Source organism: Allobosea lathyri, from assembly GCF_900108245.1.
GTDB classification, from domain to species: Bacteria; Pseudomonadota; Alphaproteobacteria; order Rhizobiales; family Beijerinckiaceae; genus Allobosea; species Allobosea lathyri.
The window spans coordinates 281434-303642 of record NZ_FNUY01000004.1 but is presented as its reverse complement, the minus strand read 5'-3'; the positions used below and the strand labels follow the sequence as shown (position 1 = coordinate 303642).

Sequence of the window (22209 nt, the reverse complement as noted above, 5' to 3'; positions counted from 1 at the left end):
CAAAGAGATAGAATTCAGAGAATTGTCCCGTGCTCGATCGAACCGACCGTCGCATCCTGTCACTGCTGCAGTCAGACGGCCGCATCGCCGGCGTCGAGCTCGCCGAGAAGGTCGGCTTGTCTCCGACAGCTACGGGCGAGCGCCTGAAGCGTCTGTCGCGCGAGGGCTTCATCACCGGCTATCGCGCGACGCTCGACCCGCTGAAGCTCGGGCTCAATCTGCTCGTCTTCGTCGAGGTCTATCTCGACAAGACGACACCCGATGCTTTCGAACGGTTTGCCGCCGCCGTGAAGCGCGCGCCGGAGGTGCTGGAGTGTCATATGGTGGCGGGCGGCTTCGATTATCTGGTCAAGACGCGCGTCGCCGACATGAACGCCTATCGCCGTTTTCTCGGCGAGGTCTTGCTGGCGCTGCCGGCCGTGAGGGAGACGCGGACCTATGCTGTGATGGAGGAGGTGAAGGCTGACGGAGCGCTGCCGCTGTGATGGTTGCCAGGACAACCCACCGGCGATTTTTTCGCACGAGCGGCGCATGAGGACAGCGCTTTCGGCTTGACCTGCCGCGGCGTTCGGCCAGTTTGAATTGGCGACTTTCCGGCATGATGTTTGCTCGGCCGGTCCAAAAAATCCCAGGCCATGTCCTTTGCCCGCCGATCCGGAGCCCGAGATGTTCAACGCTTTTTCCGCCCTTGCCGCCTCGCCGTTCCGGCGCGGCCTGGTTCGCGCGGTCACAGCTTCGGCGCTGGGTGCCATGGCCTTGTTTGCCGGCTTGCAGTCGGCGCAGGCTCAGACGCCGGTTCGCTTCACCCTGGACTGGCGTTTCGAGGGACCCTCAGCGCTGTTCCTGATGGCGATCGAAAAGGGGTACTTCAAAGCCGAGGGGCTCGACGTCACCATCGAGACCGGCAACGGCTCGCGTGAAGCTATTCCCCGGGTGGGCGCCGGCACTTTTGATGTCGGCTTCGGCGATGTGAACTCGCTGATCCGCTTCCGCGACGAAAACCCCGGCGTAGATCTCAAAGCGGTGATGATGGTCTATGACAAGCCGCCCTTCGCGATCGTCGGCCGCAAAAGCCGTGGCGTGACGGCGGATGTGAAGAGCCTCGAGGGCAAGAAGCTCGGCGCGCCCGCAGCCGATGCCGCCTTCGCGCAATGGCCGATCTTCAAATCGGTCAACAAGCTCGACGACAGCAAGATCCGGCTGGAGAATATCGGCTTTCCGGTGCGCGAGCCGATGCTGGCCTCGGGCGAGGTCGATGCCGTCTTCGGCTTCGCCAATACCTCCTACATCAATCTGAAGGCGCGCGGCGTCCCCGTCGACGACATCGTCGTCATGCTGATGGCGGATTTTGGGGTCGAGCTCTACGGCAATGTCGTGATGGTCTCGCCCAAGTTCCTGGCCGAGAAGCCTGAGGCCGTGCGAGGCCTGCTACGGGCCATCACGAAAAGCGTCAGGGACACCGCGGCCAATCCCGAACTCGGCGCGCAGCTCGTGATCAAGCGCAACGATGTCGCCAGGGTCGAGGTCGAGCTGGAGCGCCTCAAGATGACGCTCGATCAGAATGTGATGACGCCCTGGGTCAAGGCCAATGGCTTCGGCAATGTCGACAAGGCGCGCTGGGAGCGCGCACTCGACCAGATCGGTCTGAACCTCTCCTTCAGGGACAAGGCGAGGGCGGGCGATGCCTTTACCGACGCGTTCCTGCCGCCGGCGGCGGAACGGACGTTCTAGCCGCGCTTGTCGCGGTTCGGGGACCCAATGAACGGCTGACCCTCCGGCAGGGTGACAGGACGGGGCGCGGTGCCTATCGTGCCGCGCCTTTCCGCCGGACCGTTGATTTTGATACTGCCAGACCTGCGTGATTATGACCGCCTGCGTTCGACTTTCCGCTGGCGCATCCCCGAACGCTACAACATAGCCGCCGATATCTGCGATCGCTGGGCGGCCGCGGAGCCGCAACGCACTGCCATCCTCGAAGTCGCGCCCGACTGGCGCGTGACGCCTGTCAGCTTTGGCCTGCTGCGCGAGCGCTCGAACCGGCTCGCCAATGCGTTGCGGGCGCGCGGTGTCGGTGTGGGCGACAGGATCGCGATCCTGCTGCCGCAGGGCCGCAGCGTGCTGACGGCGCATCTGGCGGCTTACAAGCTCGGGGCGATCGCCGTGCCGCTGGCGGCCCTGTTCGGGGTCGATGCCCTATCCTATCGGCTCGGCGATTCCGGCGCGAAGGTTTTGATCACAGATGCGGCCGGTCTGGCCAAGACGCGCCAGATCGCCGAGCCACTGCCTGATCTTGCGCTGGCGATCTCCACGGATGGGGCCGAGACCGGCGCGGAAGACTGGGAGCGCCTACTGGCCGGGGCAAGTGCCGATTTCACGCCTGTCGATACCGGCCCCGACGATCCCGCCCTGATGATCTACACCTCCGGCACGACCGGAAATCCCAAGGGAGCGCTGCACGGTCATCGTGTCCTGCCCGGCCATCTGCCGGGCGTGCAGATGCCGCATGAATTCCTGCCGCAACCCGGCGATCTTGCCTGGACGCCGGCCGATTGGGCCTGGGCCGGCGGCCTGCTCAACATGCTGCTCCCGGCGCTGCATTTCGGCGTGCCCGTCGTGGCGCGCGGCCATGCCAGGTTCGACGCCGAAGAGGCGTTCCGGCTGATGGCGGATCTCTCGATCCGCAACGCCTTCATCCCGCCGACCGCGCTTCGCATGCTGCGCAGTGTCGACCGGCCGCGCGAGCATTTCGCGTTGAACCTGCGGACCATCGCGTCGGCCGGCGAGACGCTCGGCGCCGAGACGCTGTCATGGGGGCAGGAGGCGCTCGGCCTCACCATCAACGAGGCCTATGGCCAGACCGAGTGCAATCTCGTGCTGGCCTCCTGCGCCGCGATCGGCGTCAGCAGGCCGGGATCCATTGGCAAGGCCGTTCCGGGCCATGAGGTCGCGATCATCCGCCCGGATGGCGCGGTCTGCGCAGCCGGGGAGGAGGGGCAGATCGCGGTGCGGCGTCCCAACCCCGTGATGTTCCTGGGCTACTGGCGCAATCCCGAGGCGACGGCTCAGAAGTTCATCGGCGACTGGATGACGACCGGCGATCAGGGCGTGCAGGATGAGGACGGCTATGTCCGCTTCATCGGGCGCGACGACGACGTCATCACCTCATCGGGTTACCGTATCGGGCCAGGCGAGATCGAGGACTGCCTGCTCAAGCATCCGGCCGTCTCGCTGGCGGCTGCGGTCGGCAAGCCCGATCCTCTGCGCACCGAGATCGTCAAGGCCTTCGTCGTGCTGAAGCCCGGACGGGAGCCCTCGGACGCGCTCATTTCCGAGCTTCAGGACTTCGTGCGACAGCGGCTTGCGGCCCATGAATATCCACGCGAAATCGCCTTTCGCGACGAGTTGCCGCTGACGACCACGGGTAAGATCATCCGCCGCCTGCTGCGTGACGAGGCCTGAACATCGAGCTTCGAAATGCGTTGCGCATCCGCGCGGCGATATCGGCGGGCTTCCGCGCCGGACGCGGGGTCAAATGCAATTCTCCGTATCGCGCTGCTGCCGGTCCGAGGCCGGGCAGGCCTTCCAGTTGGAGAATCTGCCGCGACGGTGCGCTCTGGCTGATCATCGCGAGCAGGACGCGCGTGGGGGTCGAGGCTGCATGGGCGGCATCCTCGGCCGTGAGGTAAAGCCAGCCGGACCGGGCTCGGCCGAGTACGATCGCTCCGGCTATGGGTTGGTCGTCCAGCATCAGCAGGCTGACGCGACACTGCTTCACATGAGCAAGGCTGCGTGTCATGGCGCGCAGGAAACCGACCTCGCGGGTGTCCTGCAAGGTCGCGCTTCCAGCACGGGCGCGTGGGCCGGAGGCCTCCATGGCCAGCAGCACCTCGACCGCGTCGCGAAGTCCGACCTGGGTTGTCGGTTCGAGCAAGGTCAGCTTGCCCAGCCGCGCCAGGTTTTGCCTGGATGCCGAGATGGCGCTGGCTGACGGGCGATCCGGCAGCAGGGGAAGCGCCGCTGGGCGCAGGGTCGCCGCCAGGCCCAGGCGTTCCGCGGCGCGCAAGGCTTCGGCAACCAGCGGGCTTTCGAGGTTCATCGCGCGCAGGATCAAGCCGCGACCTTCGAACATCCGGTCGCTGCGCATCGCGAGGACGGTTTCGATGATCGCGCCGGCCTGACGGGCGTCGAGCAGCGGAGCGCCGTTCAGGACACGTCGATCGGCGAAACCGATCAAGGCGTCTGGTGTGAACAGGCGGTTTCGCGGGAAACAGGGGATCAGGCCGACAAGCCTGCGGTTGGGTTCGGTCGCCTGGCCTTGCCAGGCGAGAATGACGGTGACGTCCCGGAAGGCGACGAGATGCTGGGCTGCGGCCAAGGCGAAGCCGGGCTCGAAGAACGGATTCGGCTCGGTCGCGCGTGCGGCAAGCTGGCTCCAGACCTGCGCGATGTCGCCGCAACCCGCGAGCGGACGGATTTCGATGGTGATGGGGGCATCGGGCCGGTGTCGTGTCAGATCCAGGCTCGCCGGCGCGAAGCCGCCGGAAGGGACGCCCTTCAAAGCCATGATCTGGTTCATCTGATCCTGCCTTCGCTGGATCGATCTGGCGCGGGGCTGTGCCAGATTGGCGAGCCCGGATGCCGAATGCGATCGATCAGGGTGCAGGGTTCAAGAACGGGGCCAGGCAAGCCGGGACATTGCGAGCGTTCAGGCGGTCAGGCTTTCGTCCGTCGCGCGATCGGGAATCTGCCCGAGAAATGCTGCCCAGAGCCGTTGGACCAGGGTTTCCTCGATATCCTTGACGATGAAGACGAGGCGCGAACGCTGGTCCGCGTCCGGCCAGGCGTCGAGGACGACAGGGGGGTGCAGGATCTGCTGCACGGCATGGACGAGCAGGGGCTGCTCCGGGTGCTCGGCGACGCGGACCAGCCCCTTCAACCGCAGCAGTTTCGGCCCATGTACCGAGCGCAGCAGGGTCCAGAACAACTCGAAACTCGCTTGCGGAATTGCGGCATCGGCTGTCAGCGCGAAGGCGCGGATGCTCTCGTCATGGCGGTTCACATCATGGTGGTGATGGTGGCCATGATGATGATCGCCATGGTTATGGTCATGGCCGTGATGGTGGTCGTGACGGGCGTCGGGCAGCGTGTCGCGCGCCAGCCATTGGCGGAGCTCGGCCGGGCGCTGCGCGAGATCATAGAGGCCCGCTCCCAGCAGGGAGCCCGCCGCGGCAGCTGGTCCAAGCAGCGCGGCGCCGGGGTTCAGTTCGGCGAGCCTCTGCCGCAGGGGGGCCAGCGTGCCGAGGCCGGATACGAGATCGGCCTTGGTCAGGACGAGGCGGTCGGCGGCGACGACCTGCCTGCGGGCTTCCTCATGCGCGTCCAGCGTCGCCATGCCGTTGACCGCGTCGACCAGTGTCACGACGCCGTCCAGCCGGAAGCGCATGGCGAGATAGGGGTGGTTGATCAACACGTTGAGGATCGGGGCGGGATCGGCCAGGCCGGTCGTTTCGATCACGACGCGGGAGAAGGCGCCGATGCGGGCATTGTCGCGGCGGCGCAGCAGGTCTTCCAGCGTGACGATGAGATCGTCGCGGATCGTGCAGCAGAGGCAGCCGGATTCCAGCAGGATCATGTTCTCCTCGACCCCCTCGACCATGAGGTGATCGAGGCCGATCTCGCCGAATTCGTTGACGATCACGACGGTGTCCGTCAGCGCCGGGTCCTTCAGCAGGCGGTTGAGCAATGTCGTCTTGCCGGCGCCGAGGAAGCCGGTCAGGAGGGTGAGCGGGATCGGGCTGGGTCTCTGGCCGGTCATAGGGTGGACGCTTCTTGCCTTCAGGCGGGCACGGGTGCGCGCCGCTTTTGTTCCAGTATTACATTAATCATCAGCGCCGCCACGACAAGGGCGCCGCCGGCATATTGGAGGGAGCCGAGCCGCTCACCCAGCACGATGGCGGCGATGGACACGGCAAAGACCGGTTCGGCGCAGAAGGCCAGGCCGGCCGGACCGGGCGCGACGCGGGCCAGCGCCATCAGCTGCGTGAGAAAGCCGACCAGATAGCCGCCGATCGTCACCACGACCGCCAGAGGGGCCAATGCCAGCGCCTGCGGCGGAAGGAAGCCGCCGGTCAGCGACAGCACCATCGCAGCGACCGGCAGGATGATCAGATGCGACCAGAACAGTTTTGCGGGGAGGAGGGTTCCGGGGCTGGCGGCGGCCGTGAAGAATTGTGCGGCGGCAGCCACGCTGGCGAGCAGCGCCAGGACAAGGCCGCGCGGATCGAGGCCGTGCAGGTCGGGGCCCACGACCAGGGCGACACCGATGAAGGCGACGAGCGCCACTGCGAGCCTGTCCGGCCTGAACGGCGCCGGTGTCAGCAGCGGCTCCGCCAGCACGATGAGCACCGGATAGGTGTAGAAGACGACCGCGGCGACCGATACCGGCAGATAGGCGACCGAGGAGAGATAGGCCAGGCCAACCAGAGCGCTGGCGAGGCCGAACAGCGCAACTGCTCGCCGCTCCGTGCGCGGCACTGCCAGGGAAAACCGCCAGAGCAGGGCGCCGGCACCGACGAGCGCCAACATGAGGAATACCCGGTAGAACACCACCAGCGAGCCGCTCAAACCGGCCTGGCTCGCGATCTGCGTGGTGACGATATTGGTGCCGTAGGCTGCTGCCGAGCCGAATGCCAGCAGCATGCCTTGTCGCTCGCTGGCACGGCCCCCGGTCAAGAGATCGGGCTCAGGCGTCGTCGTTCGGCGCGGGCTTGGTCTTTGCGGCCGGCTTCGCCGGTTGCGGCTTGGCGGCGGCCTGGGCCGGTTTGGCTGCGGCCTGCGCGGGCTTGGGCTTTGCCTTGGCGGGTTCGGCCTTGGCGGGCTCGGCTTTGGGCTTCACCAGGAGCGGTTTGGCCGGCTGCCGTGCGGCCGGCTTGATGCCGGCGGCCGCGCCGGGCCGAAGGCTTGTCGGTGTCGCCGCGCCGGGCTTGAGCGCGCCCTGCAGGCGCATCGGGCCAGCTTCCGACGTGTCGGACGAGGGCTGTCCTGCATCGGCGGGCGCGAAAGCGCTGGTCGCTCCCGGGATCGAGCCGTTGCCCGAGACCGTGCGCGTCGAGCTGCCGCGCACGAGGCCGGCTGCAACCGGCGCGCCCGGCGTGATCGTCGGTGCCGCGCCGCGCGCGACTTGGCTGTCGGGACGGCTCGAGACATTGGCGGCCAGAGGGGCCGAGGCCGAGCCCGGGGTGCGTCCGAAGGCGACCGCGACGGGGGTCACCGGGGCACGTGGACCCAGCACGACGCGGCCGGACGGCGTGCGTGTCGTCACCGCGCCGGCGACGCGCGCTTGCGGCCCGGAGACCATGAAGCGATCCCCCGTGCCTTCCGCATTGCCGCCGATACCCTGAGCCGACGCCCCGGAGATGGGTGCCGAGCTGTCGGCGTCATCGGCCAGCGCGACACCGCCACCCTTGTGACGGACATCATCGCAGATGTTGTAGGCGCGGCCGCCATTGCCCGAGGGCAGCGTGGCGATATTGTAGCCGGTGCCACCCCATTTGCTGAAGCCGTCATCGAGCAGCTGCGCCGCCTTGACTGTGCGTTCCGAGCCCGACAGCGCGCCGAGCACGACGGCGATGAGCGTGCGTCCACCGCGCGTGGCGGTCGCGACCACATTGAAGCCGGAAGCACAGACGAAGCCGGTCTTCATGCCGCTGATGCCGGAATAACGACCGACGAGACCATTGGTGTTGTGCAGGACCTGCTTGCCGAGTTGTACGGCCTCGGTGTTCCAGTAGTCGGAATAATCCGGAAATTCCCGCATCAGCGCCATGGCCAGGATGGCGAGATCGCGCGCGCTGACCTGCTGGTCGGGATGGTGCCAACCATTGGGGTTGACGAAACGGGTGTCGCGCATGCCCAGCCGTTGGGCTTCCGCGTTCATCATGCCGACAAAGGTCTCGACATCGCCGCCGACGCCTTCCGCGACGACATAGGCGATGTCGTTGGCCGACTTCACCATCATGATGCGCAACGCGTTGTCTAGCGTGATCTCCTGGCCGGCCTTGATATAGACCTTCACGCGCGGCTGGCTGGCGGCGCGTTTAGATGCCGGAATCGCGGTCTCCAGGCCGATGCGCCGCTCGCGCACAGCCTTGAGCGCGAGATAGATCGTCATCATCTTGGTCGTCGAGGCCGGATGCCAGGCTTGGCTCGGGTTTTCGCTCGACAGCACATCGCCGCTCGAAGCATCGATGACGAGGCTGGTGCCGGCGGAGGCCGAGCCGGCGAGAACAAGGCCGAGGACGAGGGCGGCGGTGAAGCGGGATGCGATCATCGGGCGGGTCTTGAACCTGTTTGACGGGATCTTGAAGGCGCAGGGTTCAACGCGACGCGTGCGGCATTTTCGAGACGGCCAGCACATTGCGCCCGCCCATTAACGCATACCTACCCCTAGCGCAGCGATTTGCCTAGTCGTCGGCAACAGTTCATGGGCTACGGTTCACAAGCCGGGCATCGGCCAGTTTGCCGCGGGGCGCATCGCGTGAGTTTCACTCTTCTCTGGATTCCTGCGACGATTCTGGCGTCGCTGCTGCAGACTGCACGCAACCTGACGCAGCGCTCGCTTACGGATGTGATCGGTGTGGTCGGCGCGACGCAGGTGCGTTTTCTGTTCGGCCTGCCCTTTGCCGTGCTCTTCCTCGTCGTGGTCTGCCTCGTCGCGGATCGGCTTCCGCCCAGCATCGATCTGACCGTGTTCGGCTATACGGTGGCGGGCGCGCTGACGCAGATCGCGGCGACGGCGCTGATGCTGGCTGCGATGCGCGAACGGTCCTTTGCCGTCACCACGGCCTATACCAAGACCGAGCCGGTCCAGGTCGCGATCTTCGGGGCGCTGCTGCTCGGCGATGCCCTGACGCCGGGCAAGTTCGCGGCGATCGCGATCGCGACCTTCGGTGTCGTGCTGGTTTCCTGGAAGCCAGGCGAAAAGCTGAGTCGGGCGGGTCTGCGCCCCGCAGTGCTCGGTGTCGGGGCCGGGGCGTTCTTCGCGCTGTCGGCCATTGGCTATCGCGGCGCGATCCAGGCGCTGCCGGATGGCGGGTTCTTTATCCGGGCGACGACGATCCTGGCTTTCGGCCTCGCCCTGCAGACGCTGGTCCTCACGGTTTACATGCTCGTCGCCAACCGGGCGGCGCTGATGTCGAGCCTGCGCAACTGGCGGCGTTCGCTGTCGGCCGGTTTTCTTGGTGCAGCCGCCTCGCAATGCTGGTTCATCGGCTTTTCGCTGACCAGTGCCGCCAATGTGCGCACGCTTGCCCTGATCGAGGTTCCGCTGGCCCAGATCGCCTCCCGGCGCATCTTCGCGGAGGGCACGAGTTGGCGCGAACTGATCGGCATGGCACTGATCGTCGGCGGCGTCGGGCTGCTGCTGATGCTGGCGTTGCGATGACGGGGCGGGACGGATAGTGATGCTGGCAACGCGTCGTTTCCGTCAGCCTTTCCACGCAAAGCGGGAATGCGCACATGCCGGCTTGCCCATGGCGGCCGGCGTGCAAAAATAACGTGTATATGCACATCATAGGGAGATCAGGCTATGAGCGCCGCAATCGTTGGCTGGGCCCACACGCCCTTCGGCAAGCATTCCGCTGAGACGATCGAGAGCCTGATCGTTCGCGTCGCAACCGATGCGCTGATCGATGCCGGCATCACCGCCGACCAGGTCGACGAGATCGTGCTCGGCCATTTCAACGCCGGTTTCTCGGCACAGGACTTCACCGCTTCGCTTGTCCTCCAGGCCGATCCGACGCTGCGCTTCAAGCCGGCGACACGCGTGGAGAACGCCTGCGCCACCGGTTCGGCCGCGGTGCATCAGGGTGTGCGCGCCATCAAGGCCGGTGCCGCCAAGGTCGTGCTGGTGGTCGGCGTCGAGCAGATGACGACGACACCGGGGCCCGAGATCGGCAAGAACCTGCTCAAGGCGTCCTATCTGCCGGAGGAGGGCGATACCCAGGGCGGTTTTGCAGGCGTGTTCGGCGGCATCGCCGCCAGCTATTTCCAGCGCCATGGCGACCAGTCCGACGCGCTCGCCATGATCGCCGCGAAGAACCACAAGAACGGCGTCGCCAACCCCTATGCGCAGATGCGCAAGGACCTCGGCTTCGCCTTCTGCCGCGAGGAGAGCGAGAAGAACCCTTACGTCGCCGGCCCGCTGAAGCGCACTGACTGCTCGCTGGTCTCGGATGGAGCGGCCGCGCTCGTGCTGGCCGATGAAGAGACTGCTCTGACCATGCGCCGGGCCGTCGGCTTCCGCGGCATGTCGCATGTCCAGGATTTCCTGCCGCTGTCGCGGCGCGACATCCTGAAGTTCGAGGGCGGGGCGCTCGCCTGGAAGCAGGCTCTGGCCCAGGCCGGGGTCGCGCTGGACGACCTCTCCTTTGTCGAGACGCATGACTGCTTCACCATTGCCGAGCTGATCGAATACGAGGCGATGGGCCTGACCAAGGAAGGCGACGGCGCGCGCGCGATCAAGGAAGGTTGGACCCAGAAGGACGGCAAGCTGCCCGTCAACGTCTCGGGCGGCCTGAAGGCCAAGGGCCATCCGATCGGCGCGACCGGCGTGTCGATGCATGTGCTCAGCGCCATGCAGCTGGTCGGCGAGGCGCCCGATGGCATGCAGCTAGAGGATGCCCGCCTGGGCGGCATCTTCAACATGGGCGGCGCGGCTGTCGCGAATTACGTCTCGGTGCTCGAGCGGATCAAGTGACGAGCACTGACCTGCAAGTTAGCGGCTTGACCCAGTGAGCGGCTTGACCAAGTGAGCGCCTTGACGATGAATTCCGCCCCGTGATCGTCTTTCTGGCGCTGCTGCCGGCCTATGTCCTTTCGATCTTCTACCGCTCGTTCCTGAGCGTCATCGCCACGCCGGTGATGAAAGATCTCGGCATCGGGCCGCGCGAACTCGGCTTTCTCGGCGCGGCCTGGTTCATCGCCTTCGCGCTGGCGCAATTCCCGATCGGCTGGGCGCTGGACCGGATCGGACCGCGGCGCACCGTCGCGGTCGCGATGGCGATCGGCTCGGCGGGAGCGCTGCTCTTCGCCAGCGCCGGCGATGCCATGGTCGGCACCATCGCGATGGCGCTGATCGGACTGGGCTGCGCGCCGATCTTCATGGCCTCGCTGTTTCTGTTCGCGCGGACGCAGGCTCCGGCGCGCTTCGCCTTCCTGACCTCGGTGTTCATCGGCCTGGGCTCGATCGGCAATCTCGTCGGGGCCGGGCCGCTTGCGATCGCCGCCGCGCATTACGGCTGGCGGTCTTCGATGCTGGCGATGGCGGGAGCTTTCGTGGTCGCAACCGTGCTCGCGGCCGTGCTGCTGCGCGACCCGCCGCGCGCCGAACAGGCGTCGGGCAAATCCGAGGGGCTGATCGAAGGCCTGCGCAGCATCCTCGCACTGCGCCAGCTCTGGCTTCTCGCTCCGATCACGCTGGTCGGCTACGCGATCGTCGCGACGGTGCGGGGGCTCTGGATTGCGCCGTTCATGAGCGGCGTCCACGGCTTCGACGCGGTTTCCAGCGGCCATGCAGCGACCGCCATGGCGCTGGCCATGGTCATCGGGGCCTTCATGTATGGCGGGCTGGAAAAGGCCGTCGGCCGGGTCAAGCCGCTGGTGCTGTGGGGAACGATAGCGACCGCTCTGGCTTTCGCGCTGCTGGCGGCAGTGGGATCGGCATCGGCGGCGCCTGCGATCGGGCTATTCTCGCTGATCGGCGCAGTTGGCTTCACCTATGCGATTCTGATGGCGCATGCGCGGGTGTTTTTCCCAACGCATCTGCTCGGGCGCGGCATGACCTGCCTCAATTTCCTGTTCATCGCCGGCGCCGCGCTGGTCCAGTCCGGTTCGGGCTGGTTCATCGAGGCGCAGCGGCAGGCCGGGTTCGATGTCGCCGCGACCTTTGCCAATCTGCATTGGGCTTTCGCCGGGTTGCTGCTGGTCTCGGCCGCGATCTATGTGTTCACGCCCGAAAGGCCGGAGCCGGCCTGACGGCGCTCAGAGACTGTTTGATAATCCAGCCCTCATCCTGAGGAGCCGCGAAGCGACGTCTCGAACGATGGTTCAGGAGGCTCCCGAACCATCTGGAACATCCTTCGAGACGCCATTCCTGACGAAATGGCTCCTCAGGATGAGGGCTATAGGAACTTTCAAACGGGCGCTCAGGCCTCGTTCGGTGTACGCGCGACGATCGCCAGCGCGTGCACCCGGTCGGCCAATTCCTGCACCAGGGCGGCGTTGACGAGCCGGTGACGTTCCAGCCGGCTCTTGCCGACGAAGGCCTCAGACACGATATCGACCCTGAAATGAGTTTCGCCGCCTTCGCGCCAGCCGCCATGGCCCTGATGCTGGTGCGACTCGTCGATCACGGCGAGGCGCTGTGGCGATAAGGCCTCTTCCAGTTTCTTGGTGATCCGTTCAGCCATTGCGGTCATGATCGCGACACTGTTCCGATGATCTCTGGTGCGATGAACTTTTGTCATTCCGGCGATTGCGCGCTGCGTCGCACTTGCCGGTTCAACCCTTGCGTCTCATAACCATTCGACGATGAACTTCAACTCACGCCTATTCGACCGTATCAGAATTGGCCCTTCCGGACCGGAAGCGGTCGAGGAGACGCATGCCACGCCATGCGACCATCCCGGCTGCAAGCGGCCGGGCGAATTCCGCGCGCCGCAGGGCCGCGGCCGCGAAGGCAAGTTCTTCCTATTCTGCATGGAGCATGTGAAGGCCTACAACGCGACCTACAATTATTTTGCGGGCATGAACGACGAGGCGCTGGCGGAATACGCCAAGGATGCCGCGATCGGCCATCGCCCGACCTGGAAGCTCGGCGTCAATTCCAAGGCGGCGCGCATGGCGCAGCGCGGACGCGTGGCGGGCGGCGGCGAGGCTCCCGACGTGCAGGACGCCTTCAACATCTTCGGTTCGCGCCGGACCCAGGAAGCGGCCAATCCGGAGCCGCGCGTCGGTGTCGTCGCGCGCAAGGCGCTGGAAACTCTCAATCTCGACTTCACCGCCGATTCCGCTGCGATCAAGGCGCGCTACAAGGAGCTGGTGAAGCGCTTCCACCCCGACGCCAATGGCGGCGACCGCTCGCGCGAAGGCACGCTGCAGGAGATCCTGAAGGCGTATCAGCAGCTCAAGATGGTGGGTATGGTCTGAGCCGAGGGCGCGAATTCTACTGGGGCGGCCGCCTGACGCGCCCGCCTGCGCTTCCGGTGCTCACGGAACTCAAGACAGTAGCATGGTCTGAGATTATCGCCGTCATGCTCGCCCTTGTGGCGAGCATCCACGTCTTGAACACCGCATTCGATCAACGAAGACGTGGATGGTCGGGACAAGCCCGACCATGACGGAAATGGGCACGGAGAATGACGGCTAGTCCCGCCCCTTGGCCGCGAGCCCCGCGACATCGGCGATGATGCCGTCCAGCGCGAAATCCTTGGGCGTATAGACCGCCGCCACGCCCATATTGCGCAGCGCGTTCTCATCATCGGGCGGAATGATGCCGCCAACGACCACGGGAATATTCATGCCGGCGACCCGCAGCCGCGCGGTGACGTCTCGGACCAGTGGCAGATGAGAGCCTGACAGGATCGAGAGGCCGATGATGTCGGCCTTCGTCTCCTGCGCCTGCGTCACGATCTCGTCGGGCGTCTGGCGGATGCCGCCATAGCTCACCGCCATGCCGGCGTCGCGCGCCCTGACGGCGATCTGTTCGGCGCCATTGGAATGGCCGTCCAGTCCGGGCTTGCCGACGAGGAAGCGTGGCGGGCGGCCGAGCTTTTCGGTGGCGCGGGCGACGGCAGCCTTGACGGTCGCAAGGCCGGCATCGTCGCCGAGCTTCGTCGTATCGACCCCGGTGGGAGCACGGTACTCGCCAAAAATCTCGCGCAGGGTCTGCGCCCATTCGCCGGTGGTGACGCCCGCCTTGGCGCAGGCGATCGAGGCCGGCATCACATTGCGCGCCTCCTTGGCGGCCGACGCCAGTTCAGCCAGCGCGGCTTCGGCCGATTTGCCGTCGCGGGCCGAGCGCCAGGTCTTGAGCCGGCCGATTGCCTCCAACTCGACGGAATCCGGGACGGTGACGACATTGCCTTCGCCGGCCGAGAGCGGGGAGGGCTCCGTGTTGGTGAATTTGTTGACGCCGATGACGATCTGCTCGCCGCGTTCGATCGCTTCGATGCGGCGCGCGCCGTTCTCGACCAGTGCCTGCTTCATGTAGCCGGTCTCGATCGCGGCCAGCGCGCCGCCCATGTCGTCGATCTTGGCGAGTTCTTCGAGAGCCGCAGCCTTGAGGTCGGCGACCTTGGCGTCGATCACGGTCGAGCCGTCGAATATATCGCCGAATTCGAGCAGGTCGGTCTCATAGGCCAGCACCTGCTGCATGCGCAGCGACCATTGCTGGTCGAAGGGGCGGGGAAGACCGAGCGCCTCGTTCCAGGCGGGGAGCTGAACGGCCCGCGCGCGCGCCTTCTTCGACAGCGTCACCGCCAGCATCTCGATCAGGATGCGGTAGACATTGTTCTCGGGCTGCGGCTCTGTCAGCCCCAGCGAATTGACCTGCACGCCATAGCGGAACCGGCGCATGGCATCGTCGGCGACGCCATATCTGCCCAGGGTGATCTCGTCCCAGAGCTCGACGAAAGCCCGCATCTTGCAGAGTTCGGTGACGAAGCGCATGCCGGCATTGACGAAGAAGGAGATGCGCCCGACGACATCGGGAAACTCCTCGGCGCTGACCTCGGGCCGGGCGCGGATCGAATCGAGCAGGGCTATGGCGGTGGCAAGCGCGAAGGAGAGTTCCTGCACCGGCGAGGCGCCAGCTTCCTGCAGATGGTAGGAGCAGACATTTGTCGGGTTCCATTTCGGCAGTTCGCGAGCCGTGAACACGACGATATCGGTGGTCAGCGCCATCGAGGGGCGGGGCGGGAACACGTAGGTTCCGCGCGAGAGGTATTCTTTGACGAGATCGTTCTGCGTCGTGCCCTGCAGGAGATGGCGCGGTGCGCCCTGCTCGTCGGCCACCGCGATGTAGAGCGAGAGCAGCCAGGCCGCCGTCGCGTTGATCGTCATCGAGGTGTTCATCTGGGCGAGCGGAATGTCGGCGAAGAGGGCCCGCATATCGCCGAGATGGCTGACGGGGACACCGACCTTGCCGACCTCGCCACGCGACAGGACATGGTCGGGGTCGTAGCCGGTCTGCGTCGGCAGATCGAAGGCGACCGAGAGGCCCGTCTGCCCCTTGGCGAGGTTGTTGCGATAGAGCTTGTTGGATTCCGATGCATCGGAATGTCCCGCATAGGTGCGGAAGATCCAGGGCTTATCGCGAGGAATGGGCTTGTCGCGCGGCGCCGCCTTCTCGCGGGACGTGGACGTGTCGCCGGCGGGGTTGATCGCATTCATGCCGTTCCACCCTCTTCGCAAAGCAATCTCAATGTTGCACTGCGGCGAGAATAACGCCAGAGCGGCCGAAAGGTCGAACGAGACGTTAGGCTAGGGGCGTCGTTGTGTGACGATGTCGCGACGTCAGCGACCGAAATGCAAACTTGCGGTCCGCCGCAGCCCTAGTTGCGCGCACCCGGCAGGCGCGGCAGCGGCATGAACTCGACGCCTTCCTCATGCAGCATGCGGGCGTCTTCCTGCGTCGCCTCGCCATAGATGGCGCGACCGTCGCTCTCGCCATGATGGATCTTCAGCGCCTCTTCGGCAAAGCGCGGGCCGACATGCTCGGCATTTTCGGTGACATGCTTGTGCAGGGCGCTGAGCATCTCGCGGAAGGCGATCTCCTTCTCACCGATCAGGGCGACGGGCGCGGACGCTCCCGCCGCTACCGCCGTGTCCCCCGATGCCGCCGGGGGCGCGGCAGGGGCTGCGATCCGGCGCTCGCGATCGGTACGGGCGACATTGGGCGCCATGATCGCACGCTCGACCTTGACGCTGCCGCAGACCGGGCAGGACACGAGACCGCGCGCGGCCTGTTCCTCGAAGCTGGCTGAGGTCGAAAACCAGCTTTCGAAGTCGTGCGTGTTGTCGCAGATCAGGGTGTATCGGATCATCTCACTTCAACCGGGCGGCGACAGGCCGCGACTCCGGGAGATAAGCACATGCCCGGTCTCTACAAGTCCTGTATCGCGGCGCTGCGCCCTCTGGGCATGCCGAGACGTCCTGCCGATGCTTTGGCACTGGCGAACGCGTTCCGATGGCCTCAGGCCGCCAGAAGCGTGTCGAGTTCGCCCCGCGCCTCGAGCGCATGAAGATCATCCGAGCCGCCGACATGGTGGTCGCCGATGAAAATCTGCGGAACCGATGTCCGGCCGCCCGCTCTAGCGGTCATCGCCTGGCGCAGTTCCGGCTTGCCGTCGACACCGATTTCGTCGAAGGCGATGCCCTTTTTCGTCAGCAGCGCCTTGGCGGCGGTGCAATAAGGGCACCAGGAGGTGGTGTAGATCGTGACGGGAGGCATCGGGGCGTCCATGTGATTGCGCTGAAACCTATGTAGTCACTCGTCATGCATCCGTCACGACCCGGGCGAAGGTGAGCATATCAACATCGCGTGCTCCGGCCCGCAGCAGCGCGCGTGCGGCGGCGTTGGCGGTCGAGCCCGTCGTCAGCACATCGTCGATCAGCAGGATGCGACGGCCTTCGATCTGCGGCTTCGCGCCGGCCGGGACCTTGAACGCGCCCTGTAGATTGTCGGCGCGCTGGGGCCGCGTCAGCCCGACCTGCTGACGTGTGCGTTTGACGCGCGCCAAAGCGAGCGGCGACAGCGCGACGCCGCTGACGTTGGACACGACCCTCGCCAGGACGGCGGCCTGGTTGAAACGGCGGCTCCATAGCCGCGTACGATGCAGGGGCACCGGCACAATCAGATCGGCATCACCAAGCAATTCACGCCCGGCCTGTGCCATCATCCGGCCCAGCGTCAGTCCCAGCTCGACCCGGTCGCCATATTTCAGCCGGTGCACGAGTTCGCGCGCGGTGCCGTCGAAGCGGCATACCGCCCGCGCCCGCGTGAACACCGGCGGATCGGCGATGGCCGCGGGGGAGAGGAGGCCGGCGCCCAGGTCGACTGCGAAGGGCGTTCCCAGTCTCTCGCAATAGGGCCGCTCGATGAAGCCGATATCGCCCCAGCAGGTCGCGCAGAGTGCCTGAGCCTCTCCCGTGGCGGCCTGGCAGGCGATGCAGCTGGGCGGATAGACGATGCCGATCACACCGCGCAGACCGCTGCGCAGCGCCGCGGCACTCCAGCGGGCGGCGCGGAAGGGCAGGGCGCGAAAAGGGAATTTATGCTCCGGAGGTCCGTCTTGCTCGACAGGTATCATCTGTCCTCGGTGCTTTTGCGGGAATATTCGACCTTGTTGATGCAAGCGCGCATCCGCCCCCCTGCCATGGCGCCCTGCCCGCGCCTATCTACTCCCCCGACCGGCGCGGCGAGGCGAGCCTGCAAAGCCAGCACTGCCATCCATCTACCATCAGGCCATGCGATCCGAAGGACAATTCCGATGAGCCAGCCTATCGAATCCGTTCCCGCGCTTTTTACCCCGTTCAAGATCGGCGACATTGCGATCCGCAACCGTGTCGTCATGGCGCCGCTGACGCGCAATCGTGCGACGCGCGGCAATGACGCGCCCAATCCGCTGAATGTCGAATATTACAGCCAGCGCGCCGGCGCGGGCCTGATCATCTCCGAAGGGACGCAAGTGTCGCAGCAGGGCCAGGGCTATGTCTGGACACCCGGCATGTACAGCCAGCAGCAGATCGCCGGCTGGAAGGCTGTGACCGATGCGGTGCATGCCAAGGGTGGCAAGATCGTCGCGCAGCTCTGGCATGTCGGGCGCGTCAGCCATGTCTCCCTGCAGCCCGGCAATCTGCCGCCCGTCAGCCCCTCGCCGATCCCCGCCAAGACCAAAACCTATATCGAATCCGGCTTCGCCGATGTCTCGACGCCGCGCGAACTCGGCATCGACGAAATTCCGGCCGTCATCGGCGAGTTCGTCGCGGCGGCCGAGAACGCCAAGGCGGCCGGCTTTGACGGGGTCGAGCTGCACGGCGCCCATGGCTATCTGATCGACCAGTTCCTGCGCGACGATTCCAACAAGCGGACGGACACCTATGGCGGCTCGATCGAGAATCGCGTGCGCTTCGCCCTGGAGGTGGTCGAGGCGGTGTCCAAGGTTTTCTCGAAGGGCCGCGTCGGCATCCGCATCTCCCCGGTGAGCCCGGCCAATGATGCGCGCGACTCCGATCCCCAGGCGTTGTTCGAGCATCTCGCCAGCCGGTTGAGCCAGGCCGGCATCGCCTTCATCCATGTTGTCGAGGGTGCGACGCGCGAGGCGCGCGACTTCCTGCCCTTCGACTATGACGCGCTGCGCAAGGCCTTCAAGGGCGCTTACATCGCCAATAACGGCTTCGACCGCGAACTCGCGATCGAGACCATTGAGGCCGGCCGCGCCGACGCCATCGCCTTCGGGCGGCTTTTTATCGCCAATCCCGACCTCGTCGAGCGGCTGGAGAGGGATGCGCCGCTCAACACGCCGATCGTCGAGACGTTCTATGGCGGCGATGCCAAGGGCTATACCGACTATCCCGCTCTGGCCGAAAAGGCCGCCTGAGCGGCCAATTCCGGCCTCGGTCGTGACTGTTCATGAGCGATTCACGGCGGGAGATTTCGATCTCTCGCCGATTATCTTGTGCGACTGCGGAAAAAGCAGTTGCGGCGAGGCGATCGTCCGATTACACAGACGCCCTTGCCGCGTTGCTCCCATCGTCTAGCGGTTAGGACGTCGCCCTCTCACGGCGAAAACTGGGGTTCGATTCCCCATGGGAGCGCCACGGACTTAGGCCAGCAGGCACTCGAGCTTGCCCACAAAAGGTCCGCCGCTTCGTTTCGCTTGCGGCCGTTCCCGTAAAATCCAGGTTATGTCCGACAGGCTCCTTCGCCACCGCACCGGTGCGCGTGGACACTGCCATGTGCGGTTCCCGAGGCACTGTGTTGGGCGGGGCTCGGTCTCGAGCCGCAACGCATTCCGAGACGTGTTCGTCCGGGCTTCCGCCTCAAGAGCAGGCGCTTCGCAGTCCGGCCTCTCGGTGCAGGCCCCGCATGAATATCGCTCACAGCTGACATTGACGGCGGGGCTCAGGATCTCCATCTGCCCCCGCCGTCGCTCAGCTTCGTCTCTTCAGATCCGCGCCAGGGCTGCGCGCGCCACCTCTTCCATCCCGACCGCATCGAGCTTGTAATGCGCGTAGAGATGGGTCGGTGGCGCGATCAGGCTGTACTCGTCATGGATGCCGTGACGGACCAGCTTGATGCCGCAGCCCTCGTCGGCCAGCACTTCGGCGACCGCCGAGCCAAGGCCGCCGAGCACGTTATGTTCCTCGGCCGTCATCAGGATCTTGCTGCGGCCGGCTGCGCGCAGCACGGCCTCGCGGTCGAGCGGCTTCACTGTTGCCATGTCGATGACGCCAACCGAGCGGCCCTCCGCATTGAGCTTGCGGGCCGCCTCGAGCGCGGGATGCACCGGCAGGCCACAGGCGATGATGGTGAGTTCGTCGCCCTGCATGTGTTCGATCGCCTTGCCGATGACGAAGGGCGTGCCGGGTGCGTAGACGTCGGGCTCGCGCCCGCGCCCGATGCGGAAATAGATCGGCTCCGGCCAGCTGGCGGACGCCTTGATCGCGGCGGCAAGCTGCGGGCCGTCTGCTGGGGAGATCACGGTGAGGTCGGCGATGGCGCGCATCGTCGCGATGTCCTCGGTGGCGTGATGCGAAGTGCCGTAGAAGCCCAGCGAGATGCCGGTGTGGTGGCCGATCAGGCGCACAGGCTGGGCGCAATAGGCGATGTCCATGCGGATCTGCTCACAGCAGAGCAGTCCGAGGAAGGAGGCGAAGGTCGCGACGAACGGCATATGCCCGGTCGTGGCGAGGCCGGCGGCGGCCGTGACCATGTTCTGCTCGGAGATGCCGAACTGGATGTAGCGTTCGGGATGCTGCGCGGCGAATTTGTTGAGGCCGTTGGAATATTGCAGGTCGGCGGAGCCTGCGAGCACGGGATGGCCCTCCGCGACCAGTTCCAGCAGCGCGTCGGACAGGAAGTTCAGCCCGGGATTGGCCGAGTTCAGCGCGCGATACTGCCAGGAATTGGCGGATTGCGGACCGTTGGGGAAAAGCGGTGCGTTCACGGGTCAGATCTCCCGGCTCATGATTTCAGCGACGGCGCGTTGCGCATCCTCGGGCGCGAGATAGCCGAGATGCCAGCCCGGCTCGGTTTCCATGTAGGAGACGCCCTTGCCCTTGAGGGTTTTGGCGATGATGCAGGCGGGTGTCGTGCGGGTTTCATCTGCCTTCAGCCGGCGCAGCAACGCAGTCAGCTCCGCGAGGTTGTGGCCGTCGACGACATGGGTTTCCCAGCCGAAGGCACGCCATTTCGCGTCGAGCGGCTCGACGCCGATGACGTCGTCGACAGCGCCGTCCAGCTGGAAGCCGTTGCGGTCGACGATTGCGATCAGTTTTGAGAGCTTGTGATGGGCGCCGAAGAGCGCGGCCTCCCAGACCTGGCCCTCCTGCATCTCGCCATCGCCGAGCATGACGAAAACGTTGAAGTCGCGGTGCGAGGCGTGGCCGCCCCAGGCCATGCCGGCACCTGCCGAAAGCGCATGACCGATCGAGCCCGAGGAGAAGTCGATGCCGGGCACCTTGCGCATGTCGGGGTGGTCGCCGAGCGGATTGCCGAGGCGGGTGTAGCCGTCGAGCACGTCTTTCCGGATGTAGCCGAGATCGGCCAGGATCGGGAACAGGCCGACGGCGGCGTGGCCCTTGCCCATCAGGAAGCGGTCGCGATCGGGCCAGGTCGGCTCGCCGGCTTTCAATTCCATGACGTCGTAATACAGCGCCGAGAAGATTTCGGCGGCCGAGAAGACCGACGAGTAATGACCGACCTTGGCGATCTCGATCAGGCGGATCGTCTCCAGGCGGACAAAGCGCGCCTTCTCGCGGAGGCGGGCGATTTCGGCCGCTGACGGCGCGTAATCATTGCCGGCCGGTCTCTGTGTGGCGGTGATGGCTGACATGCTGGACGTTTCCTCAACAATCCTCGTTTCGCCCCGGCGAGCCAGCCCCGCGCCAACCGCCGCCATTTAGGCGAAACGGCGGGCGCCGGGCTTTTCTTCGTGAAGAATGAGCGCTTGGAGGGTCCGTGCCGGACTGTTCCCGTCGCATCATCCGTCGCCGGTTGACGGCAGTCTCATATCATGCATGATATATGATAACAAGGCTGCAAGGCACTCGGCGAAGCTGCCGCGAACTCAGGGAGGCGGAACATGGATATCGACGGGCGCACCCGCGTCATCGTTCATCTGGCGTATCCGTCGGCCCATTTGCAGACACCCGCGCTGTTCAATGCCCGCTGCCGCGAGCGCCGTATCAACGCCGTGCTCGTGCCCTGGGAGGTCGCGCCCGCCGATCTTGCCACGACCTGGGCAGCGCTGCGGAATGCGAGCAGCATCGCCGGCGCCATCGTCACGATCCCCCACAAGGAGACGGCCGCCGCCCATTGCGATGCGCTCGAAGGCGTGGCGGCGGAACTCACCGTTGCCAATGTCGTGCGCCGCGATGCCGATGGTCGTCTGACCGGACGGCTCTATGACGGGCTCGGCTTCGTCGCCGGCCTGCGCCAGCACGGCTATGATCCCCGGGGGCGGCGCACGCTGCTGCTGGGGGCGGGAGGAGCTTCGACTGCGCTCGCCCAGGCGCTTATCGAGGCAGGGGTCGCCGAACTCGTCATTGCCAACCGCAACGCGGCGCGGGCCGAGGCACTCGTCGGCCGCCTGCGCGAGCTCAATCCATCGGCCCGCATCGCGACCGGGCCCGCCGATGCGACCGGTTTCGATCTCATCGTCAACGGCACGTCTGTGGGGCTCGATGGCGATCCGGCGAGCCCCGTCGATATCGCCACGATCGCGCGCGGCAGCATGGTCGCCGATATCGTCATGAAGCCTGCGATGACGCCGCTGCTGATCGGTGCGCAGGCGCGTGGTGCGCAGATCCATCAGGGCGTGCACATGGTCGCCGCCCAGATCGATCTCTTCATCGATTTCCTCATAGGCGACGCGGCTGCTGCGACCGAGACGCAGCGTCCGGCGCTTCGCCTCGCCTGATCCATTC

The 22209-nt window shown here is 65.9% G+C and carries 20 protein-coding genes and 1 tRNA gene; 10 read left to right on the top strand and 11 right to left on the bottom strand.

Annotation, left to right across the window (positions count from 1 at the left end):
• Positions 1–29 precede the first annotated feature (29 nt).
• The 3 genes from C4S73_RS11930 (at position 30) to C4S73_RS11920 (ending at position 3459) form a co-directional block, all read left to right on the top strand.
• Positions 30–485, top strand: coding sequence for an Lrp/AsnC ligand binding domain-containing protein (locus tag C4S73_RS11930; RefSeq protein ID WP_103872713.1), 456 nt, complete (start codon positions 30–32; stop codon positions 483–485).
• A 181-nt stretch (positions 486–666) separates the two neighbouring features.
• Positions 667–1731, top strand: coding sequence for an ABC transporter substrate-binding protein (locus C4S73_RS11925; protein WP_103872910.1), 1065 nt, complete (start codon positions 667–669; stop codon positions 1729–1731).
• A 111-nt stretch (positions 1732–1842) separates the two neighbouring features.
• The gene (locus C4S73_RS11920) at positions 1843–3459 is read left to right on the top strand and encodes an acyl-CoA synthetase (protein ID WP_103872909.1); all 1617 of its coding nucleotides are present in this window, start codon (positions 1843–1845) and stop codon (positions 3457–3459) included.
• On the opposite strand, the gene C4S73_RS11915 is transcribed toward C4S73_RS11920, so the two are convergent.
• The 4 genes from C4S73_RS11915 to C4S73_RS11900 all read right to left on the bottom strand — a co-directional run bounded on the left by C4S73_RS11915 (position 3428) and on the right by C4S73_RS11900 (position 8329).
• Positions 3428–4576: a GNAT family N-acetyltransferase gene (locus tag C4S73_RS11915; protein ID WP_103872712.1), complete on the bottom strand. Its 1149-nt coding sequence runs from the start codon at positions 4574–4576 to the stop codon at positions 3428–3430. The genes C4S73_RS11920 and C4S73_RS11915 overlap by 32 nt on opposite strands.
• A gap of 129 nt (positions 4577–4705) precedes the next feature.
• Positions 4706–5815, bottom strand: a complete 1110-nt coding sequence (locus C4S73_RS11910) for a CobW family GTP-binding protein (protein ID WP_103872711.1) — start codon at positions 5813–5815, stop codon at positions 4706–4708.
• A gap of 20 nt (positions 5816–5835) precedes the next feature.
• The gene (locus tag C4S73_RS11905) at positions 5836–6699 is read right to left on the bottom strand and encodes an EamA family transporter (protein ID WP_103872710.1); all 864 of its coding nucleotides are present in this window, start codon (positions 6697–6699) and stop codon (positions 5836–5838) included.
• Positions 6700–6742: 43 nt separating this feature from the next.
• Positions 6743–8329, bottom strand: a complete 1587-nt coding sequence (locus tag C4S73_RS11900; protein WP_160115749.1) for a D-alanyl-D-alanine carboxypeptidase family protein — start codon at positions 8327–8329, stop codon at positions 6743–6745.
• 207 nt (positions 8330–8536) lie between these two features.
• On the opposite strand from C4S73_RS11900, the gene C4S73_RS11895 reads away from it, so the two are divergent.
• The 3 genes from C4S73_RS11895 to C4S73_RS11885 all read left to right on the top strand — a co-directional run bounded on the left by C4S73_RS11895 (position 8537) and on the right by C4S73_RS11885 (position 12033).
• Complete coding sequence (locus C4S73_RS11895) at positions 8537–9442, top strand: DMT family transporter (protein WP_244595568.1); 906 nt, start codon at positions 8537–8539, stop codon at positions 9440–9442.
• Positions 9443–9586: 144 nt separating this feature from the next.
• Positions 9587–10756: an acetyl-CoA acetyltransferase gene (locus C4S73_RS11890; RefSeq protein WP_103872707.1), complete on the top strand. Its 1170-nt coding sequence runs from the start codon at positions 9587–9589 to the stop codon at positions 10754–10756.
• 80 nt (positions 10757–10836) lie between these two features.
• Complete coding sequence (locus tag C4S73_RS11885) at positions 10837–12033, top strand: MFS transporter (protein WP_103872706.1); 1197 nt, start codon at positions 10837–10839, stop codon at positions 12031–12033.
• Positions 12034–12203: 170 nt separating this feature from the next.
• On the opposite strand, the gene C4S73_RS11880 is transcribed toward C4S73_RS11885, so the two are convergent.
• On the bottom strand, positions 12204–12476 hold the full coding sequence (locus tag C4S73_RS11880; RefSeq protein ID WP_103872705.1) for a BolA family protein: 273 nt from the start codon (positions 12474–12476) through the stop codon (positions 12204–12206).
• Positions 12477–12588: 112 nt separating this feature from the next.
• Here C4S73_RS11880 and C4S73_RS11875 point away from each other — a divergent pair, with 112 nt between their 5' ends.
• Positions 12589–13206 carry a J domain-containing protein gene (locus C4S73_RS11875; protein WP_103872704.1) on the top strand — a complete coding sequence of 206 codons (618 nt, stop codon included), beginning with the start codon at positions 12589–12591 and terminating at the stop codon, positions 13204–13206.
• Between the two features lie 216 nt (positions 13207–13422).
• Here C4S73_RS11875 and C4S73_RS11870 read toward each other — a convergent pair whose 3' ends face one another.
• The 4 genes from C4S73_RS11870 to C4S73_RS11855 form a co-directional block, all read right to left on the bottom strand.
• Positions 13423–15450: a protein meaA gene (locus tag C4S73_RS11870; RefSeq protein ID WP_103872703.1), complete on the bottom strand. Its 2028-nt coding sequence runs from the start codon at positions 15448–15450 to the stop codon at positions 13423–13425.
• 161 nt (positions 15451–15611) lie between these two features.
• On the bottom strand, positions 15612–16103 hold the full coding sequence (locus C4S73_RS11865; protein WP_103872702.1) for a DUF1178 family protein: 492 nt from the start codon (positions 16101–16103) through the stop codon (positions 15612–15614).
• Positions 16104–16252: 149 nt separating this feature from the next.
• Entirely contained in the window at positions 16253–16510 is a 258-nt protein-coding gene (gene grxC, locus C4S73_RS11860) for a glutaredoxin 3 (RefSeq protein ID WP_103872908.1), read from the bottom strand.
• A gap of 43 nt (positions 16511–16553) precedes the next feature.
• Positions 16554–17369 (bottom strand): ComF family protein, encoded by an 816-nt coding sequence (locus C4S73_RS11855; protein ID WP_103872701.1) that lies wholly within the window; start codon positions 17367–17369, stop codon positions 16554–16556.
• Between the two features lie 180 nt (positions 17370–17549).
• On the opposite strand from C4S73_RS11855, the gene C4S73_RS11850 reads away from it, so the two are divergent.
• Together C4S73_RS11850 and C4S73_RS11845 are read left to right on the top strand one after the other, a co-directional pair.
• Positions 17550–18659 carry an alkene reductase gene (locus C4S73_RS11850; RefSeq protein ID WP_103872700.1) on the top strand — a complete coding sequence of 370 codons (1110 nt, stop codon included), beginning with the start codon at positions 17550–17552 and terminating at the stop codon, positions 18657–18659.
• Between the two features lie 145 nt (positions 18660–18804).
• A tRNA-Glu gene (locus C4S73_RS11845) sits at positions 18805–18879 on the top strand.
• A gap of 347 nt (positions 18880–19226) precedes the next feature.
• On the opposite strand, the gene C4S73_RS11840 is transcribed toward C4S73_RS11845, so the two are convergent.
• A complete protein-coding gene (locus C4S73_RS11840; RefSeq protein WP_103872699.1) occupies positions 19227–20228 on the bottom strand; it encodes a transketolase family protein in 1002 nt (333 codons plus the stop codon).
• Positions 20229–20231: 3 nt separating this feature from the next.
• A complete protein-coding gene (locus tag C4S73_RS11835; protein ID WP_103872698.1) occupies positions 20232–21116 on the bottom strand; it encodes a transketolase in 885 nt (294 codons plus the stop codon).
• 249 nt (positions 21117–21365) lie between these two features.
• Between C4S73_RS11835 and C4S73_RS11830 the strand changes: the two genes are divergently transcribed.
• Positions 21366–22202: a shikimate dehydrogenase family protein gene (locus C4S73_RS11830; protein ID WP_103872697.1), complete on the top strand. Its 837-nt coding sequence runs from the start codon at positions 21366–21368 to the stop codon at positions 22200–22202.
• Positions 22203–22209: the final 7 nt, after the last annotated feature.

Excerpts from the sequence above, each read along its gene's own strand:
- C4S73_RS11905 (WP_103872710.1), bottom strand. The coding sequence starts at position 6,699 with ATGCTGCTGGCATTCGGCTCGGCAGCAGCCTACGGCACCAATATCGTC.
- C4S73_RS11865 (WP_103872702.1), bottom strand. The coding sequence starts at position 16,103 with ATGATCCGATACACCCTGATCTGCGACAACACGCACGACTTCGAAAGC.
- grxC (WP_103872908.1), bottom strand. The coding sequence starts at position 16,510 with ATGCCTCCCGTCACGATCTACACCACCTCCTGGTGCCCTTATTGCACC.
- C4S73_RS11855 (WP_103872701.1), bottom strand. The coding sequence starts at position 17,369 with ATGATACCTGTCGAGCAAGACGGACCTCCGGAGCATAAATTCCCTTTT.
- C4S73_RS11830 (WP_103872697.1), top strand. The coding sequence starts at position 21,366 with ATGGATATCGACGGGCGCACCCGCGTCATCGTTCATCTGGCGTATCCG.
- C4S73_RS11835 (WP_103872698.1), bottom strand. The coding sequence starts at position 21,116 with ATGTCAGCCATCACCGCCACACAGAGACCGGCCGGCAATGATTACGCG.
- C4S73_RS11870 (WP_103872703.1), bottom strand. The coding sequence starts at position 15,450 with ATGAATGCGATCAACCCCGCCGGCGACACGTCCACGTCCCGCGAGAAG.
- C4S73_RS11850 (WP_103872700.1), top strand. The coding sequence starts at position 17,550 with ATGAGCCAGCCTATCGAATCCGTTCCCGCGCTTTTTACCCCGTTCAAG.
- C4S73_RS11910 (WP_103872711.1), bottom strand. The coding sequence starts at position 5,815 with ATGACCGGCCAGAGACCCAGCCCGATCCCGCTCACCCTCCTGACCGGC.
- C4S73_RS11900 (WP_160115749.1), bottom strand. The coding sequence starts at position 8,329 with ATGATCGCATCCCGCTTCACCGCCGCCCTCGTCCTCGGCCTTGTTCTC.
- C4S73_RS11915 (WP_103872712.1), bottom strand. The coding sequence starts at position 4,576 with ATGAACCAGATCATGGCTTTGAAGGGCGTCCCTTCCGGCGGCTTCGCG.
- C4S73_RS11875 (WP_103872704.1), top strand. The coding sequence starts at position 12,589 with ATGAACTTCAACTCACGCCTATTCGACCGTATCAGAATTGGCCCTTCC.
- C4S73_RS11925 (WP_103872910.1), top strand. The coding sequence starts at position 667 with ATGTTCAACGCTTTTTCCGCCCTTGCCGCCTCGCCGTTCCGGCGCGGC.
- C4S73_RS11890 (WP_103872707.1), top strand. The coding sequence starts at position 9,587 with ATGAGCGCCGCAATCGTTGGCTGGGCCCACACGCCCTTCGGCAAGCAT.
- C4S73_RS11880 (WP_103872705.1), bottom strand. The coding sequence starts at position 12,476 with ATGACCGCAATGGCTGAACGGATCACCAAGAAACTGGAAGAGGCCTTA.